We start from the raw sequence: 16156 nt of genomic DNA on the forward strand, positions 1-16156 counted from the left end.
CTTCCAGGGGCGGGGCCGCCGTGGCCGGGTGTCGGATTATCACTGACAACGTCTTGGCGAAACGAGTCGCCGATGATCCGACCCCGGAAGCGTTCCCCCATCTGCCGCTATCGATCTGTTCGTCGTACCAGCGCGCTTGGGAGTCCGCAGGTTACGTTCCGGTACCGTGCTAAAATGGACGAAATAGTCCATATAATGCGAAGGCAGGAAATGAACGACACGAATCAGTCGGCAGAGGATTTGGCAATCCTCGAGCAGCTCAACCTCGACTACAACGAGGCCGACCAGCACAGCGACGCTGCGCGCTTCCGCGAACTCCTCGCCGATGATTTCGTCGTGCAGACTCCGGGCGTCACCCGTAATCGCGACGAGTATCTGGAGTACATCGCGCAGCCGCGCCCGTTCAAGGACCTCGCTCTAGTCGAGTCCAGGATCCGCCTATTCGATGACATCGCACTTATCCACGGCCGCGCACGCTACACGTTGATCGATGGCGGATCGTCGCAGGAAGCCTTGTACACCGACGCGTATCAAAAGCGTGAGGGCAAGTGGGTCTGCATCTCGGCATGCGCGATTGCACCGGGGGCCTGACCTGTCGTCACTCAGCGCAACATCCGACACCGCGTTAGCGGTCGATGAGCCGGGCCAGCCTCGTAGGATTCGCTTTGCCTTCGTATCCGCCGTAATTGCGTTGGTCGCTGCGTTCGCGGCGGTCGGATCGACGGTCCCGCTCTTCAACGTGTACCGAGCCGAGGACGGGTTTACCAACGCAGGAATCTCGGTCGCTGTTGTCGTCTACTCCGCGGCGACGCTCACAACGCTGCTTGTGCTCGGACGACTGTCAAACCATTTAGGTCGCCGTCCGGTCTCGATTGCCAGCCTCACCCTCCTTTTGTCTGGATGCGTGCTGCTGCTGAACGTGCACGAGATCGGTACGCTCGTCGCCGGCCGGCTTCTGTTGGGGGTGGGCGCCGGATTGGCAAGCAGTAGTCTCACCTCCTACATCGTTGACGCTGCACCCGCCAGGCCAGCGTGGCTTGCTTCGGTCGCGTCCAGCCAGACGGTCATGTTCGGGCTCGCGGTGGGTGCCGTCTCGTCCGGCGCTCTGATTCAGCTCGCACCCTGGCCGCGTCAGCTCGCCTACCTCGTCGTAATCGGCCTCCTCCTCACAGCTGTCGTGCTGATCGCATTCAGCCCAGAGACTGTGGCGCGACGGAGGGGGGCGCGGCGATCAATGCGTCCCAGCATCCACGTACCGGTCAGAGTCAGACACCTCATTCCTGTAGCGGCAGCTGTCCTCCTCGCTACGTGGTCCATCGGTGCGTTCTACCAAGCGTTCGTGCCCGCGCTCGTTGAGAATCAGCTTCACACTGCCAGCCCGCTCATCCTCGGGCTTGTGTTCGCCGCGTACATGGGCCCGAGCGCTATCGCGGCTCCGTTCGGCAGTCGCTTCACACCCGCAACCGCGCAACGGGTAGGAATGGGCGCCTTCCTGGTTGGCGCGGCAGGCATCATTACTGCGGTCGCCACAGGCACGCTGCTCCTATTTGTAGTCTCAACCATCGTCGCCGGCGCCGCCCAAGGAATCGCCATCAGCGCCGCAACGCGCGGCCTGCTCTACGGCAGCACAGTCACCGACCGGGCTGCAACGTTCAGCGTGATCTACCTCATCAGCTACAGCGGCGCAACAATCCCAGCGTTCATTGCCGGCCAACTCACCAACGTCTTCTCGCTCCCGCAGATCGTCCTCGGCTATGGCGTGTTCGCTCTCCTTGCGACCATCTATACCCTCTTCGGAGCGCGCAACCCGCACACTGTTACTGAGACCGTCAGTCAGAGCGACTGAGGATATGGACCTCCACCCCGACGACCCGTATATAGAAGGGAGTAGTGACCTCGAGTGTCAAAACTGGTCGAACACGACGCTCCTGAACGGTTTGACCGGATCGCGGATGAGGCGCGTGCTCAATACATGGCCGTCGCATTTCGCATGCTGGGCACCGTCGACGCTGCCGAGGACGCGGTGCAGGAGGCGTTTCTCCGCTGGTACCGCATGGACGCTGAGCGGCGTCAGCGTGTTCGAAATCCCGCCGGATGGCTGATGACGACCCTGTCGCGAATCTGTTTGGATATCCTCGGTTCCGCCCGAGTCCGTCGTGAGACCTATATCGGCCCCTGGCTCCCAGAACCATTGCCGGAGAACAGCTCAGTCGTTGGCAGCACCGACCCCGAGCTCAGCGCATCCATCGCAGAATCGGTCAGTACCGCGATGCTCATCGTCCTTGAGAGGATGACACCCGCCGAGCGTGTCGCGTTCGTATTGCACGATGTCTTCGACTTTTCATTTCACGAGGTTGCCGAGATGACGGGCAGGAGTCAGGTTGCCGCGCGTCAGCTCGCAGCTACGGGGCGTCGGCGAGTCGAAGGCTACCGTCGGAACGAAGTTTCCTCGCAGGAACATGACCGGGTCGTCCGGGCGTTTCGTACGGCGGCTGAAGGCGGTGACGTGAACGAACTCATGACCCTTCTAGCCCCAGAGGCAGCGCTCCTCTCCGACGGCGGCGGAGTCGTCCGCGCAGCGCTCAAACCGATCCACGGAGCCCGAAATGTTGCGAGATTCTTCCTCGGCGTGATGCGGCGCCGTCCCGATGTCAAACTCACGCTGAGCCAGTCCGGGAACCGTACGGTTATCCTCCTCGTCGACGGCAACGGTGTCGGAGGTGTTCTAAACCTTGGGGTGGAAGTCGGCTCAGTGGCCCACGTGTGGATTCAATGGAACCCCAACAAACTGACGACCTGGCAGTCCGCCGACAATGAGATCAAGCCTCGGAGTGTTTGACAGGTTCGATCGAGCGGTCAGCTGTCTTCTGGCGACTGACGGAGTGCTTCGGAGACCACATTGTTGAGTCGCCGCCATGACGCCTCGGACCTTTTGACTCCTTCAGATAGGAGCTTGTCGGTCACCTTTTCGTACGAAATACCAGCTGCGTGCAAACGCTCGAAGGTATCGACCGCTTCGTCGTAATGGTCGGAAAGCGCGTTCCTGGACACAACACCGTGATCGGCGAACGCCTCCAAAGTTGTGGGCTGCATGGAGATGACGACTCCAGGGGCGATGAGCTCGCCCACATAGAACGTGTCCGGCACGTCTGGGCTCTGGACTCCGGTGGACGTCCAAAGCAGACGCTGGACGCGAGCACCACGTGTGAGAAGGCTCTGCGCGCGAGGGCTCGAAAACTCTTCCTGGAAAACGCGGTACGCCAGGCGCGCGTTAGCGGTGCCAACCGTGCCGCGCAGCTCAGCTGCGTCAGGCGCGTCCGTGTCCCCGAGCCGACCATCGATTTCGGTATCGACGAGAGAAACAGAGAAGGAAGCCACCGAGTGAATGGTCGTCAAGTCGTGCCCAGCCAGCTGCGCACGCGCGAGGCCGGACAGATACGCCCGAATCACCAGACGATAAATGTCGATACTGAACAGAAGGGTGACGTTGACACTGATCCCCGAAGCGGTCGCATCCGCGATCGCCTCGATACCTTCCGCTGTAGCCGGAATCTCGATCATGACGTTCGGTCGGTTCAAGGTCGTCCACAGATAGCTGGCCCGTTCAAGAGTCAGATGCGCTTGGTTCGCAAAGGTTGGGTCAACTCCGATTGATACTCGGCCGTCAAGTCCCTGCGTTCTCTGAAAAATCGGTTCTAACGCCGCTGCCGCGTTGACGACATCGCTTGAAATAAGCGAGTCGATGGCTTCCGCCACTGTTGACCCGTGATCGGACAGGGTTCGCAATTGCGTTTCGTATGAGGTTCTCCCCGCGACCGCCGAGGCGAACGTCGACAAATTCGTCGTGACACCCACAACCCCGCGTGTGGCGATCAGAGTGTGAAGTGTTCCAGATGCGAGTTGTTCGCGAGAGATCCCATCCAGCCATACACTCACCCCCGCTTGGCTCAGCAAAGCTGTGGTTGACGGGCTCGACGCGTGAACCTTTTCACCTGCGTGTTTCAGCAGGTGCTCTGACTGGTCCATGCTTTACCACCTCTCAGTTCTTGTCTGTAACTGAGGCCGCCACGCTTCACGACGTGCCTCTAGAGGCCGAGTGCTCGCGCTCCTCATTCACGCCCAGCCCGGTTCCCGGCGACGCACCTGTCCGAGGACTGTCAAAGAGAAGCCACAACGAATGGATGGTCGCCGGTAGGGAGAGCGCAGGCTCACGTGTTGTCGGAACCCGATGAGTGGGCAGCGTGATCGGGGTGAGCGGACATTTCCGCTTTCACCTTCTCCATGTCGAGCGCTCGAACTTTCTCGATCACTTGATCGAGCGCGGGTTTGGGCAGTGCTCCTGCTTGCGCGAAGACCAAGGTTCCGTCGCGGAACGCCATCAGAGTGGGGATAGCGCTAATTCCGGCAGCTTCTGCAAGTCCGGGTGCTGCCTCGGTATCCACCTTCCCAAAAATGATGTCCGGATTCATCTCCGATGCGGACTCGTAAATGGGAGCAAAGGATGTACACGGCCCGCACCACGTTGCCCAGAAATCGAGAAGAAGTATCCCTCCTTTATCGATTTGTTCCTGGAGATTGGATTCGGTGACTTCGATCGTTGCCATTGGTTAACCTTTCGTGGGTAGCCCAAGGTCGCAGCGGGGCTAGCGGCCGTGGGATGGTTTGTTCACTTCGTTGCGAGCAGAATGCGGTCGCGCGAACGGCGGTGTCAATGCCGAACGTTGGCTTCCTTGGAGCGACTCGATCAGTTGCGGCCGGCCATGACACCGCCGTCGATGTTGAAGATGGCGCCGGTGGTCCAACTCGACGCACGAGAGAGGAGGAAAGTGATCGCGGCGGCCACGTCCTGTGGGGTGCCGACTCGGCCCAGCGGGTGCAGGCCGGCCATCTGCTGTAGCACTGCCTCACGCTGTTCGACGGGGATCCAGTCGAAATGGGGTGTGTTGGTGACGGCAGGCGCCACCGCGTTCACGCGGATGCCCTCGTGGGCGAGCTCGATCGCAAGATTGTGCGTGAGGGCGTGCAGGCCGGCCTTGGCCATCGAGAATGCCGACGAAGGCGTCGCGGCGAGTGCTTGATACGCCCACATCGCGCCAACATTGACGATGGCGCCACCCTTCCCGCCCGCGACCATACCCTTGACGACCGTCTGAGTAAGGAAGAAAGTCGCCCTGTTGAGGTCATGATACGAGTCGTAGTCCGTCACCTCGTGGTCGAGGAAGGGCTTGAGCCGTACCAGCCCCGCCGAGTTGACGAGGAGGGTGGCATCGGAATGACTCTGTGCCAACTCCTTCTGCGCCTCGAGGACCTGGTCCCAGTCGGTCAGGTCAGCCGAGATCGGCCACACGCTGCCCGAGCGCGACAGGCTCGCCACGGCGTCATCGAGTTTCTGTCCCGGGCGGCCAATGATCACGGCACTGCCGCCCGCCGCAACAACGTCCGTCGCGGTCTGAAACCCGATTCCACTAGTGCCCCCGAGTACCACCATCTTCTTGCCTTCAAAGCCTGTTGCCATGCAAATCACCTTCCGTCTGACTGCGAACGCTTGCCGCACAGCATTCCTATCGCCCTCAAAATGTAATATCGAGTACAGAGCGAGAAACCGTCAACGAAGCTGTTCGGTCGCCGCCGTGAGACATCGAGTCGCTGTTCTGGTGTCGCGTGAGAGAAGCGCGAGGTCAGCGGGGAGAAGTATTCGCGTCGCCGAGGTTGACGAGGATTCGCTGTTTGCTGACAGCCCGGTGATCATCGACTTCATCGAAGTTCTCGAGGAGCATAGCGGATCCCTCGTCGGCCACGACTTCGTCCGCGGCGATCCTCGACCCGAAGCTAACGGGTACGTGACAGCGGCCACCGTGTGGGGTAAGCATCGACGGCTTGCGAGTCAATCCGGCACGACGAGCCTGGCAGCGAATTGGCCGCCGAGCTGATACGCACCAGGTGCTTCTGCAACTTTAGGGCTAAAGAATGACACAAATCGGGCTATTCGTCGCACGTCGTTCGAGGAACACTTGTTCTATGACAGTAAGCACGCGGAGTCGAGAAGGCTCCCGCGGGTGGAAGAAGTGAGGGCAGCCGCCCCAGCGTTGTGTCGAAGAATAGGAGAAACATCATGATCGGGATCGGAGCCCAAACGGTAGACGGGGCAGTCGAGGTCCTCGACCTACCCACACCTCGGCAGCCGGAGACCGGTGAGCTTTTGCTCGAGACGATCACTGCCGGCATCGGTCCGTGGGACGCGTTGCTACACATCACCGACGGCTGGGATGTCGAGCTGAAGCCGCCGGCTGCGCTCGGTGTCGAAGGCGTCGGCCGCATCATCGCGATCGGTGCGGGGGTCGAAGGGTTCAATGTGGGTGACGTGGTCGTCGTGCACGACACTCCGCTGCCCGGAGGAAGTGGTTTCTGGGCCGAGCAGGTCCTCGTTCATGCCTCGAGCGCAGCCCTGCTGCCGCCGGGCTTGAGCCCTGAAATCGCTGCTGCCCTGCCGGTTGCGGCTCTAACTGCGAGTCAGTCGCTCAAAGAGCTTCAGGTCGGTGCGGGGACGCGCCTGCTTGTTGTCGGTTCCGGCCCCACCGCCGTAATGGCGATCCGGCTCGGCGTCCTTGCCAGCGCTGAGGTGGTCGCCGCGGCGAGCCCCCGTCACAGCGATCGTCTCCGGAAGCTGGGCGCTGTCGACCTTATCGACTCTCACGCCGAGAACTGGGCGCAGTCGACCAGCCGTCGCTTCGACGCGGTGCTTATCGCCGCTGACGGCGTTTCTGAGGAGGCAATGAAACTCATCGATGACGGAGGGCGACTGACCTCCCTGACGTCCGACGCGCCGGAGCCGACTCGCGGGATCACCGCCAACAACCTCTACATCGTCCCTGACGGCGCCGATCTGGAGCGGCTTGCGAAGCTCGCCGCCGCAGGAGAGCTCAGCCTCGATGTAGCCACGGTAACTGCCGACCAGGGGCCGGCAACCGAAGCGATCGTTGCGACCGGGGGCTCACGAGGCGTCAAGTACGTCATCAATTTCGGCACACCCACCGAATCGAAGCGTACTGCGGTGTAGAGCCGCAACCAGTGGTCTGAACCTCACCCGTATTCGACCTGCCGAGAGTGCCTGCGAAACGCGGGCGCTCCCGGCCCACTGGTACTCAGCGCCCCTATCGGCTGGCCACTGGTCCTCCTGGATTGGACTCGACATTACATTCACTAGTCGATAGGAATGTGTCATGCCTTGCAGCGAAACCGGGAAGGAGGGCGAAGTGACTGACAGTCCGCTCTCTGGTCGAACCGCTCTCGTCACAGGCGCGGGTCGTGGGATCGGGCGTGCGATTGCGATGGGTCTGGCCGAGGCAGGAGCCGACCTCGTCCTGCTTGGCCGCACCCAGGAGCAGCTCGACGATGTGACCGAGGCGATCCGGGCACACGATGGGCGAGCCACGAGCGTCGCCGCCGACCTATCCCTCCCCGCTTCGCTTCCGAGCTTGCTGGAGGAGCTGGATTACCGGTTCGGGCAGATCGACGTTCTGATCAACAACGCGGGCTCCGTCGCCCCGCTCGGAATCAGCGGCAGCATCGGCTTGGGTGCGTTTCGCGAGAACCTTGATCTCAACGTGATCGCACCCGTCGCTTTCGACCTGCACTTTGCGCCCGCCATGCGCAAGCGGGAGTGGGGGCGCATCGTGAACATTTCAAGCGGTATCGCAGCTCGACCGGCGTCGATGATCGGGGGCAACGCCTACGCGACGTCGAAGGCGGCACTCGAAGCGCACACGCTCAATCTCGCTGCGGAGTTCGCGGACAGCGGCGTCGCGATCAACGCGTTCCGCCCCGGCTCGGTCGATACCGCTATGCAAGCTTGGATCCGCTCCCAGAACCCCGCGAAGTTGGGCAGCGACCTTCCAACTCGCTTCCGACGGTCATACGAGTCCGGTACCTTGCTCACCGCCGAACAGTCAGCGGCGGCCCTCATCCCGAAACTCTTCACCGACCAGAACGGTCAAATCTGGACCGTCGATGGAAAGGTCGGTGCCGCCCAGTGAGTGTTGGCTACGATTCGACGTCAGGCGAAGTGGCCCCTTCAGTGCCGCTGTCACCTACCCGGCTCCTCAGTGAGAGGGGAGTGAGCATCTGGTTGGACTACCTCTCCCGTGATGCGATCAGGGATGGTCGCCTCAAGCAACTCATCCACCACAAGCACGTCGTCGGGGTGACCACGAATCCGACGATCTTCGAATCCGCATTCGCGAGCACGGCCTACGAATCCCAGCTCAAGCAGCTTGCCGCGCGCAGGTTCGACGTACTTGAGGTGATTACCGAGCTGACCGTGACCGATGTGGCGGACGCCGCGACCATCCTGGGCCCGGTGTTCGAAAGGACGCATGGTGTTGATGGGCGGGTGTCGATCGAAGTACGACCTCAATTGGCTCATGACGCAACAGCGACCATCGCTGAGGCAAAACACCTCTGGGCCAGGGTCAACCGGCCCAACGCGATGATCAAGATCCCGGCGACCGAATCCGGACTGGATGCGATCACAGCGACCATCGCCGATGGTATCTGCGTCAACGTCACACTGCTGTTCGGCCTCGACCGCTACCGGGACGTGATCCGGGCCTACCTTAAAGGACTGGAACTGGCCGAGACCGCCGGCCACGACATCTCCCGAATCCACTCCGTCGCCTCGTTCTTCGTCTCTCGGGTAGACACCGAGGTCGACCGGCGACTCAGGAACGTGGGAACGCCCGAAGCGCTGGCCCTGCTCCACAAGACGGGAATCGCCAACGCACGCCTGGCATACCAACTCCACCGGGACGAGTTTGCCTCGACGCGTGCCCAACGCCTCCTGGCCCTGGGTGCGCACGCGCAACGTCCACTGTGGGCGTCGACGGGGACGAAAGACGCAGCACTGTCGGACACGGCGTATGTGACCGAACTGATCGCGCCCGGCGTTGTGAACACTATGCCCCCGGCCACTCTCGACGCGGTCGAGGATCACGGAATCATCGCGAGCGACACGATTAGTGGGCACTTGGATGCTGCCATGGCGACCGTCGGCGCCCTGGCCGACGTCGGGGTGTCCTATCGGGAAGTCACGGCGCGACTGGAAGAAGACGGCCTCCAGAAGTTCACGGCGTCCTGGCAAGGGATGGAAGCCGTCGTGGCGGAACAGCTCGACGGGCGCCGCTAACGGCCCCAACACGAAAGAGTCGGTATGAACGAGCCATTTATCCCGAGCGACGTGACGTTCATCAACACCCGGTTCGATCCTGACGTGACGCCATTCCACGGCATTGCCGAACAGATGGCGGCGGCTTTCGGCTACACAGCCGTGCTTTCGATCGACGATCAGCTCGCACAGCTGGTCCGCCTGCGAGTCGCGCACCTGACCCCGTGCTCCTATTGCCTGATCCTGCACACGCGCAGCGCTCTCGAGAAAGGAGTGCTGCCTGAGAAAGTCGCTCACCTGGCGAGCTGGCGGGAAAGCCTCATGTTCACCGACCCGGAGAAAGCCGCTCTCGAGTATTGCGAGGCACTCACGAACTATGACCTGGCAGGGTTCCCGGAAACGCATCGCCAGTTGGCCTGCCACTTCGACGAACGACAGATCGCGGAACTCGCAGCCGTCGTGATCAACATGAACCTCTGGACGCGGCTGAAGCTCGCGCAAGGCGCCACTCCGCGCAGCTCCTCGAGCGGCTCTGAAGAGAGATCCGGATGAGCATCCTGAACAACGGCCGCCTCCGCTCCGTCTCCGCGGCGTCGCTGACCGACGCCCTCGGACGCTTGGTCGACCATCGGGCGCACGTCCTCGACCTCGTCTCGCCGACTCCGGGGAGGGTCCTGTTCGGTCAGGCCGTCACGATCCGGTTCGTCCCATTTCGCTCGGATCTGTTCGATGAAAGCCGTCACAGCTTCGCCCGGCATTTCTACGACGCTGTCCCTGCCCAGCCCTCCCGGACGGTATTGGTGCTGGACAGCTCTGGTCACCCGGACGTGTCGGTCGGCGGCGGCACGAAGTTCTCACGATTGCAGAATCTCGGACTGGCCGGGCTCGTCACCGACGCCCGTCTTCGGGACTTCGACGAGCTGATGCACTACGAGCCGGTCTTCTACTGCAGAGGCGAGACGGTACGAGCCGGCACCGAGGCACTCATGCCGATCGCTGCGAACGTTCCCGTCTCCCTCGATGGGACGACCGTCGTGCCCGGTGACTACATTTACGCCGACCATTCCGGGACGGTTGTCATCCCTGCAGGGCTGCTCGATCAGGTGCTGGACGTCGCGGCGGGGATCGAGACGCAGGACCGCGCCTTCCTCGCAGAAATCCGACATGAGGATCCAGAGCAGGTCCGGTCGACCGGTAGTCGCGAGGGGTGATCGCCGAGCCCACCCCTCCCTGGGTGCTCGACAGCGAGTTTGTGGGTGCCGTGGCATCGACCTTGGCTCTGAACACTCTGAAAGACTCTGACGTCACCGACACCGAGTCCAAGGTCAACAAATTGTCTTGACCTCGAACGCCAGTTACTCGGACGAGCCGGGCTCTGCCCCGATCTCGGTTTCGAGTTCGTCGATGGACAGCTTCTCGCCGATCTGCGGTTTCCGGATCGGAAGGTTGCGATTCAACGTGCGCGATTCGAAGGGGGCCTCGGAATCGTCCGTGCCTTCAAGAATGTCGGGTCCCTCCAGGGGTCCATCGTGAAGATCGGCATCGCCTTTGACCCGTTTCGCAGCTGGGAAGGCCCGCGGCAGCAACGGATCGGACGAAGACGGGACGAGAGGTCCAGGCATACCCCCAGAATGGCACCACGATGGGAAGCCGACATGAACGAATCGCGCGGCGATGCGCGACCGACTGTCCATCTGGACCTCACGCACGCTGCATTTATGCCGCTCGGGAAGCCCCTAGGGTCGCGCGGCTTGTGGCACTTCCCTGGCGAGCAGGATCGCTACCGCGCCGAGGAGGGTGCCGGTGATGCGACGTTGCCATTTCGTCCAAGCTGGCCGGGCCGCGAGGAATCCCGCGATCGACCCGGCGGCGAGCACGATCAGTGCGTTGACGATCATGCTGACACTGATCTGGATGGCGCCGAGGGTGAACCCCTGTGCCGTGGTGCTGCCCCGGGTGGGGTCGATGAACTGCGGGATAAGGGCCAGGTACATCACGGCGGCCTTCGGGTTCAGCAGGTTGGTGACCAGGCCCATCCGGAACAGTTTCCGGCGCGAATCGTGCACGAGCGTGCGTGCTTCGAAGAGTCCTACTCCTCCCGGGCGGAATGCCTTCCACGCGAGCCAGGCAAGGTAGAGCACGCCGGCAGCCTTCAGGCCGATGTAGAGCCACGGAACCACCACGAAGACAACCGCCAGACCCAGATTCGTCATCGTCATGTAGACGACGAACCCGACGCCCGTCCCGATCAGCGAGACCAGCCCGGCGGCCCGACCCTGAGCGACGCTGCGCGAGACGAGGTAGATCATGTTCGGCCCCGGAGTGAGCACCATCACCAGCGCAGCCAGCGCCATCCCACCTGCGGCCGCCAAGCCGACCCCGCTGCCAAATATCGTCACGATCTGTTCCCTTCTTTGATGGTCCACCTCAAGGCGAAATTCACGTCGGCGACTGTCATCCCGGCTGGACCTCGAGCTTGAATCCGATGTGAGTACCGACGAAACCGAGCCGCTCATAAAAGCGATGGGCGTCCGCGCGCGCTGCATCCGAGGTCAATTGCACGAGGTCGGCGCCGAGTGCGGGCGCCGCAGTGTCGACGACCCATCGCATCATCGCCCCGCCGATCCCAGCCGAGCGTCGGTCGGCCGCGACCCACACCGCTTCGACAAGAAGTCTCGTCGCCCCCCGTCGTGGCATGCCCGGGATGAGGGTCAGCTGAAGAGTCGCCACGATACGGTCGTCCTCAACAGCGACGATCAGGTCGTTCGCGGAGTCGTCGATGATTCGAGCGAGCGCGTTCGCGTAGACCGGCAGGTCAGAATCGTCGGCAACGTCGCCTCTGGACGCATTGATCGGATCATCGGCGAGCAGACGGACGAGTGCGGCGAGATCCTCGGAACTCGCCCCCCGCAATTCGACCCGCGAGGGGTGCGCTATGAGTTCGAAAGGGAGCGTCAGTTCTTCAAGCACGATTTACTCCCCATTCCGTCGTCCCGCCGGCTACACCCGAGCCGACCCAGTTGCCCGAAACCGTCACGATTCGTTCCTTTCGTCGAAGTTCTCCATCCAGCGTGATGTAATAGCCTTATGCATATCAACCCTTACGGTGAATACGCCGTCCTGCTCGCCGCATCGTTGGCCAACGAGTGGCCTGACAACCGTGAGGACATCTCCGATCGGGCGCAGGCCTTCGGCATGCAGACACCATTCGCGAATGCGAAACCGGACGACTATGCCGCCGTCCGAACCGTAATCGACCAGTGGCTGGCCATCGTCGATGAACCGCTGCCTGAACGGCGCGCCGAGCTGCTCAACCAACACCTCGCCGCGGCCGCCGCCTACCCGCGACTGACCAACCACGACGACGAGGGCTGGCACCTGCACTTCCGCGACGCGGACCAGACCCTTCCCCATGTGCTGGAAGCCGTCATCAGCGTGGGCACCGCATTGCACCTGACCACACGAGGCATGCACAGACTCCACCGATGCGACGCCGGCAACGACCCAGGCGACACATGCCGCAACGTCGTGGTCGACATCACCCGAAACGGCCGCCAACGATATTGCAGCGTCCGCTGCGCCAACCGCGCCACAGTACGTCGACACCGAGCCCGCCTCGCGGGAACACAGTGAGCTAGGTGCTGTCTCTGCTATCCCGACTCTCGCGGAGTTTCGCCAGCGCGTTTCTCCCTCTGGCAACCGCTGCGAAGCCGATCCCGATCAAGGGAATGGGCGTGAGGCAGAGGGCCACGATGTTGTACGGGGAATCGGCAAAGATCGCCACGGCGAACAGCCCGATCAGACCGAGAAGGCAGCCGGAGGCGAAGCCCAGCTGAAACGACGTCGAACCCCTATTGATCACCTCGCCCTCCCATTCAATGACTGTTGTACAGCAGGTTGCCGCCGATGATCATTGCGATCGCTGCGACCAGGACGATCCAGATCGGAATCGGGGACCGCGGCTTGCCCGCTGCCTCGCGCTCATCCCCAACGCGTCGGTCGTGGCGAATCGCCATCGGCCAGACGATTCCGCAGGCGATGAGCCCCACCACGGCAATCGCGGGGATCCAGAGGTTTGTCATAGAGCTCCTGCTTCCTCATGCCACGCCGAACTGCTCATGATCGAGTCCCCGGTCACTGACCCGGCCAGTTGTAGATCACGAGGCCGAGCACGATCATGCCGCAGGCCGCGACGTAGAGCACCCACTTAGGAAACGGAGTACGCGACTTTCCGGCCGCTTCTCTCCGGTCGGCGATACGTCGGTCGACGCGTCTCCCCCAGGGCACCAGCAGGGAAACCCCAAAACCGAGCGCCAAGAACAAGTAGCCGAGCCAGGGCGGAGGCATTACGTCTCCCACCCGGCGCGGAGCTGTGCTGCGTGTGCGGTCACAGCTCGTCCTCGTGATTCTTGTAGTCGAACACCGGGTCAGAGCGGTACCAGAGCCCGATACCTGCCATCACGCATGAGGCCGCGATCCAGTTCACGACGAACTGGACCAGACCCGGCATCGCCGGCCAGAACATATGAGCGACTACGCCTACGACGCCAATTACGGGTCCCGCAACCCAGCAGGCTATCGCGAGACGTCGCATGCGTCGGGTGCGCTTCGGAAGGGCCCGGCGGCCGGTCACACCCAAGGTGTGATCCCGCTCGGCTTGTGGAAGGAAGCGCCGGTCATCGCGCCTCCTTTTCCTTCTTCACCGCGGTGGGGGTTCCCCAATAGGTTCTGTGCTTTCCGTCCGGGCTGATGTAGATCGCGTCGACTCCCCAGATGCCGAGGTTGGCCGACTCGTACTTGCCGCCGCAGTCGACTTTGCCCTTCGGGTTAGGACTCGGCCGCGGGGTGCACGTGCTTGAGCCACTCATAGCGCCGTACGAGGGTGCGGTCATAATGTACCCGTCGGGGAACAGGATCTGTTGCCCTCCGATGTCGCAGGTCGGGATTTCGCGGAGTTTCTCGACGGGCACCGGTGCGGGGCTCGACACGACGGCGCAAGGTGGCAACGATGCCTGAGGATAGGCGATTCCCGACCCAAGGTGGAAGTTGGCGCCGCAACCGGCGAGGCAGACGCCGAGGACGGCAACCAGTGCAGCAATGGCGATCTCGCGACGCATCCGTCTCCCTTGAAGAGCAAGCCGCTGGCCGCAATAGCACTCGCGCGGTGCGCCTGTGAAGCCGAGGCTATCGGTCACGGAACAACCGGGTCGCCCCCAGTGCGAGGGATGCATCCGGTCGGAGGCCCCTGTCGAGAATTAGCACTGGCGATTGAGTGCTTGGTCGACAAGGTAGGTGATGTCAACCCAATAGGTAGGACGGCCATTCGGATCGAGGCCATATGCGACCCAGCTGATGTCTTTCATCATCCGGCTTGCGGCATCGCGGAGTATGGCCCGGCGGGGAGTTTGTCGACGACGGAGGCCTCGACGGCGGTCCAGTCGACGATCGAACCAGCGGGGACGGGACCCCATTGTTGCGTAGAGAGCTCGCGAACACCGATCAGTAACCCGGTCCCTGGGTCGATGATGATCTGTTGGGCAAATGGCCGTGAGGACTCTTTGCGGCTGATTGCGACGCCCCTCTTACCATCCAGGTTCGCTTGACCATCGGCGAGGTACACTCCCGGAATTTCTGCTAGCGCGTCATACATTGCGCTGCGGAGATCTGCGGGGACGAGCCCGGTCGTCAGCAGATTCTGGACGTGTGTGAATGCTGCTTCGTCCTTTGATGCAGAGCCCTCCGCGTGTTGGTACAGATAGGTGAGAAGTGGGCCGCTCTCGCGGGGCATGGTCGCGATCTCCGTGCTGTAGTTGGGCGATTTTCCGCCGAAGTCGCCTCCTGCGGCCTGGTAAAGGTGCAGGTCGCCGTGGTGCGGATCTTTCCAGACCTGGTCGATGAAGTCCTTGGCGTTCCCATAGGCCTTGCCCGGCGCAAGCCACTGGTGGCCACGTACCCACCTGTCGTTCTTGTCGCTAGGCATATAGACGGTGATCGCCTGCGGTTGCTCGTAGGCGGCTTCCTGACCCGAGAAACTCAGTGCAACTTCCGTGGTCGAGATCTTGAGAAACTGACCGGTTCCAACAGTCAGGTCCACGGATTTGATGGTTGCCGAAGCAGCGCGGTGAAGTACTTCTGCGGCCTCCGCAGATGCGGCGTGCGGCCCAACAACATTGGTCGCAATCACCGTGACGCCAAGAGCTACCGCCGCCACGACGGTGATAGATACCCAGACCTTACGTCGTCGCGCCGGCGTCCTGCGCCTTGTCACTGGCACCAGGTGTGGGGTGCGCAGACGCTCCGTGTCCTCGATCCGTTCGAACAATTGAGACTTCATGCGATCGAAATCGCTGTCACCTGGCAGGAGCTCGCTTTCAATAGTTAAGGGATTCATGAGTACTGTCCTTCCGGATCGAGTTCCGTTCGTAGTTGCTTCTTGGCGCGGGACAGCCGGTTGCGGACAGCCCCGCGAGTGATGCCTAAATCCTTTGCGGCGCGCTCATAGCCCAAGCTTTCGACCAGGCAGAGCTGGACGATTTGCTGATCGAGCGGGCTGAGCTTGCGAATAAGTGCCTCAACTTGTTGAGCCAGAAGCCGAAGCTCCGCCGCGTGTTCGGCAGATGGCGACGCCCCCGAGTCGATTTCTTCGCTCAGGGCGACCGAGAATCGGGTAGCCCGTCGCCTGTTCATTGCCAGATATCGGACCGTGGTGATCAGCCACGGCAGAAGCGAATCACCAGCGAGTTCGATGCTCGCCCGCTTTCGCCACAGCAGAAAGAACGCGTCAGAAAGCAATTCCTCGGCGTCCGGTCGCCTTTGAACGATCGCCAGAGCAGCCGCAAAAACCACTCGACTGTGTCGGTCGAAGAGTAATCCGAATGCGTGTCGGTCGCCGGCCTCACTGGCGAGCAGGAGCTCGGTGTCGGATCTTGACTTGGTCAGGTCATCCACCTCTGGGGCAGGTCGCATGTTCGTTGACCCTTCCTCCCTGAGGCATTC

At 62.1% G+C, this 16156-nt stretch carries 21 protein-coding genes; 9 read left to right on the forward strand and 12 right to left on the reverse strand.

Annotated elements, in window-relative coordinates; all coding sequences use genetic code 11:
* The first annotated feature begins 210 nt into the window (after nucleotides 1–210).
* From G3T36_RS18200 to sigJ, 3 genes are read left to right on the forward strand one after another with little or no spacing between them, the layout of a single operon-like run.
* Nucleotides 211–591 (forward strand): nuclear transport factor 2 family protein, encoded by a 381-nt coding sequence (locus G3T36_RS18200; protein WP_163291279.1) that lies wholly within the window; start codon nucleotides 211–213, stop codon nucleotides 589–591.
* Nucleotides 491–1846 (forward strand): MFS transporter, encoded by a 1356-nt coding sequence (locus G3T36_RS18205; RefSeq protein ID WP_163291280.1) that lies wholly within the window; start codon nucleotides 491–493, stop codon nucleotides 1844–1846. The genes G3T36_RS18200 and G3T36_RS18205 overlap by 101 nt, the downstream gene beginning before the upstream one ends.
* Nucleotides 1847–1900: 54 nt before the next feature.
* The gene (gene sigJ, locus G3T36_RS18210; protein WP_338031633.1) at nucleotides 1901–2839 is read left to right on the forward strand and encodes an RNA polymerase sigma factor SigJ; all 939 of its coding nucleotides are present in this window, start codon (nucleotides 1901–1903) and stop codon (nucleotides 2837–2839) included.
* A 17-nt stretch (nucleotides 2840–2856) separates the two neighbouring features.
* Here the strand turns inward: sigJ and tal (G3T36_RS18215) are convergent, their stop codons facing one another.
* From tal (G3T36_RS18215) to G3T36_RS18225, 3 genes are all read right to left on the reverse strand, one after another.
* Nucleotides 2857–4026, reverse strand: coding sequence for a transaldolase (gene tal / locus G3T36_RS18215; protein WP_163291281.1), 1170 nt, complete (start codon nucleotides 4024–4026; stop codon nucleotides 2857–2859).
* 182 nt (nucleotides 4027–4208) lie between these two features.
* Complete coding sequence (locus G3T36_RS18220) at nucleotides 4209–4604, reverse strand: thioredoxin family protein (protein WP_163291282.1); 396 nt, start codon at nucleotides 4602–4604, stop codon at nucleotides 4209–4211.
* 140 nt (nucleotides 4605–4744) lie between these two features.
* Nucleotides 4745–5554, reverse strand: coding sequence for an SDR family NAD(P)-dependent oxidoreductase (locus G3T36_RS18225; RefSeq protein ID WP_338031634.1), 810 nt, complete (start codon nucleotides 5552–5554; stop codon nucleotides 4745–4747).
* A gap of 558 nt (nucleotides 5555–6112) precedes the next feature.
* Here G3T36_RS18225 and G3T36_RS18230 point away from each other — a divergent pair.
* The 5 genes from G3T36_RS18230 (at nucleotide 6113) to G3T36_RS18250 (ending at nucleotide 10371) form a co-directional block, all read left to right on the forward strand.
* Nucleotides 6113–7057: an alcohol dehydrogenase catalytic domain-containing protein gene (locus G3T36_RS18230; protein ID WP_163291283.1), complete on the forward strand. Its 945-nt coding sequence runs from the start codon at nucleotides 6113–6115 to the stop codon at nucleotides 7055–7057.
* A gap of 196 nt (nucleotides 7058–7253) precedes the next feature.
* A complete protein-coding gene (locus G3T36_RS18235) occupies nucleotides 7254–8033 on the forward strand; it encodes an SDR family NAD(P)-dependent oxidoreductase (RefSeq protein WP_163291284.1) in 780 nt (259 codons plus the stop codon).
* 41 nt (nucleotides 8034–8074) lie between these two features.
* Nucleotides 8075–9181: a transaldolase gene (gene tal / locus G3T36_RS18240; RefSeq protein ID WP_163291285.1), complete on the forward strand. Its 1107-nt coding sequence runs from the start codon at nucleotides 8075–8077 to the stop codon at nucleotides 9179–9181.
* Between the two features lie 24 nt (nucleotides 9182–9205).
* Nucleotides 9206–9712 carry a carboxymuconolactone decarboxylase family protein gene (locus G3T36_RS18245; protein WP_163291286.1) on the forward strand — a complete coding sequence of 169 codons (507 nt, stop codon included), beginning with the start codon at nucleotides 9206–9208 and terminating at the stop codon, nucleotides 9710–9712.
* Nucleotides 9709–10371: an RraA family protein gene (locus G3T36_RS18250; RefSeq protein WP_163291287.1), complete on the forward strand. Its 663-nt coding sequence runs from the start codon at nucleotides 9709–9711 to the stop codon at nucleotides 10369–10371. Before G3T36_RS18245 ends, G3T36_RS18250 begins: the two co-directional genes overlap by 4 nt.
* Before the next feature lie 144 nt (nucleotides 10372–10515).
* Here the strand turns inward: G3T36_RS18250 and G3T36_RS18255 are convergent, their stop codons facing one another.
* Genes G3T36_RS18255 through G3T36_RS18265 form a run of 3 tightly spaced genes read right to left on the reverse strand, consistent with a single transcriptional unit; the run spans nucleotide 10516 to nucleotide 12130 of the window.
* Nucleotides 10516–10869, reverse strand: coding sequence for a hypothetical protein (locus G3T36_RS18255; protein ID WP_163291288.1), 354 nt, complete (start codon nucleotides 10867–10869; stop codon nucleotides 10516–10518).
* A 27-nt stretch (nucleotides 10870–10896) separates the two neighbouring features.
* Nucleotides 10897–11559 carry a LysE family translocator gene (locus G3T36_RS18260; protein WP_338031635.1) on the reverse strand — a complete coding sequence of 221 codons (663 nt, stop codon included), beginning with the start codon at nucleotides 11557–11559 and terminating at the stop codon, nucleotides 10897–10899.
* A gap of 55 nt (nucleotides 11560–11614) precedes the next feature.
* Nucleotides 11615–12130 carry a GNAT family N-acetyltransferase gene (locus tag G3T36_RS18265; protein ID WP_163291289.1) on the reverse strand — a complete coding sequence of 172 codons (516 nt, stop codon included), beginning with the start codon at nucleotides 12128–12130 and terminating at the stop codon, nucleotides 11615–11617.
* Nucleotides 12131–12247: 117 nt separating this feature from the next.
* Between G3T36_RS18265 and G3T36_RS18270 the strand changes: the two genes are divergently transcribed.
* Complete coding sequence (locus G3T36_RS18270; RefSeq protein WP_163291290.1) at nucleotides 12248–12793, forward strand: CGNR zinc finger domain-containing protein; 546 nt, start codon at nucleotides 12248–12250, stop codon at nucleotides 12791–12793.
* A gap of 242 nt (nucleotides 12794–13035) precedes the next feature.
* On the opposite strand, the gene G3T36_RS18275 is transcribed toward G3T36_RS18270, so the two are convergent.
* From G3T36_RS18275 to G3T36_RS18295, 6 genes are all read right to left on the reverse strand, one after another.
* Nucleotides 13036–13242 (reverse strand): hypothetical protein, encoded by a 207-nt coding sequence (locus G3T36_RS18275; RefSeq protein WP_163291291.1) that lies wholly within the window; start codon nucleotides 13240–13242, stop codon nucleotides 13036–13038.
* Between the two features lie 52 nt (nucleotides 13243–13294).
* Nucleotides 13295–13507 (reverse strand): hypothetical protein, encoded by a 213-nt coding sequence (locus G3T36_RS18280; RefSeq protein ID WP_163291292.1) that lies wholly within the window; start codon nucleotides 13505–13507, stop codon nucleotides 13295–13297.
* Between the two features lie 40 nt (nucleotides 13508–13547).
* Nucleotides 13548–13670 carry a hypothetical protein gene (locus G3T36_RS20050; protein WP_275690031.1) on the reverse strand — a complete coding sequence of 41 codons (123 nt, stop codon included), beginning with the start codon at nucleotides 13668–13670 and terminating at the stop codon, nucleotides 13548–13550.
* A gap of 166 nt (nucleotides 13671–13836) precedes the next feature.
* Nucleotides 13837–14277 carry a hypothetical protein gene (locus tag G3T36_RS18285; protein ID WP_163291293.1) on the reverse strand — a complete coding sequence of 147 codons (441 nt, stop codon included), beginning with the start codon at nucleotides 14275–14277 and terminating at the stop codon, nucleotides 13837–13839.
* A 245-nt stretch (nucleotides 14278–14522) separates the two neighbouring features.
* Entirely contained in the window at nucleotides 14523–15551 is a 1029-nt protein-coding gene (locus G3T36_RS18290) for a CU044_5270 family protein (protein ID WP_163291294.1), read from the reverse strand.
* Entirely contained in the window at nucleotides 15548–16126 is a 579-nt protein-coding gene (locus G3T36_RS18295) for an RNA polymerase sigma factor (RefSeq protein ID WP_163291295.1), read from the reverse strand. Before G3T36_RS18295 ends, G3T36_RS18290 begins: the two co-directional genes overlap by 4 nt.
* Nucleotides 16127–16156: the final 30 nt, after the last annotated feature.

The organism is Leifsonia tongyongensis, from assembly GCF_010686705.1.
GTDB lineage: Bacteria > Actinomycetota > Actinomycetes > Actinomycetales > Microbacteriaceae > Diaminobutyricibacter > Diaminobutyricibacter tongyongensis.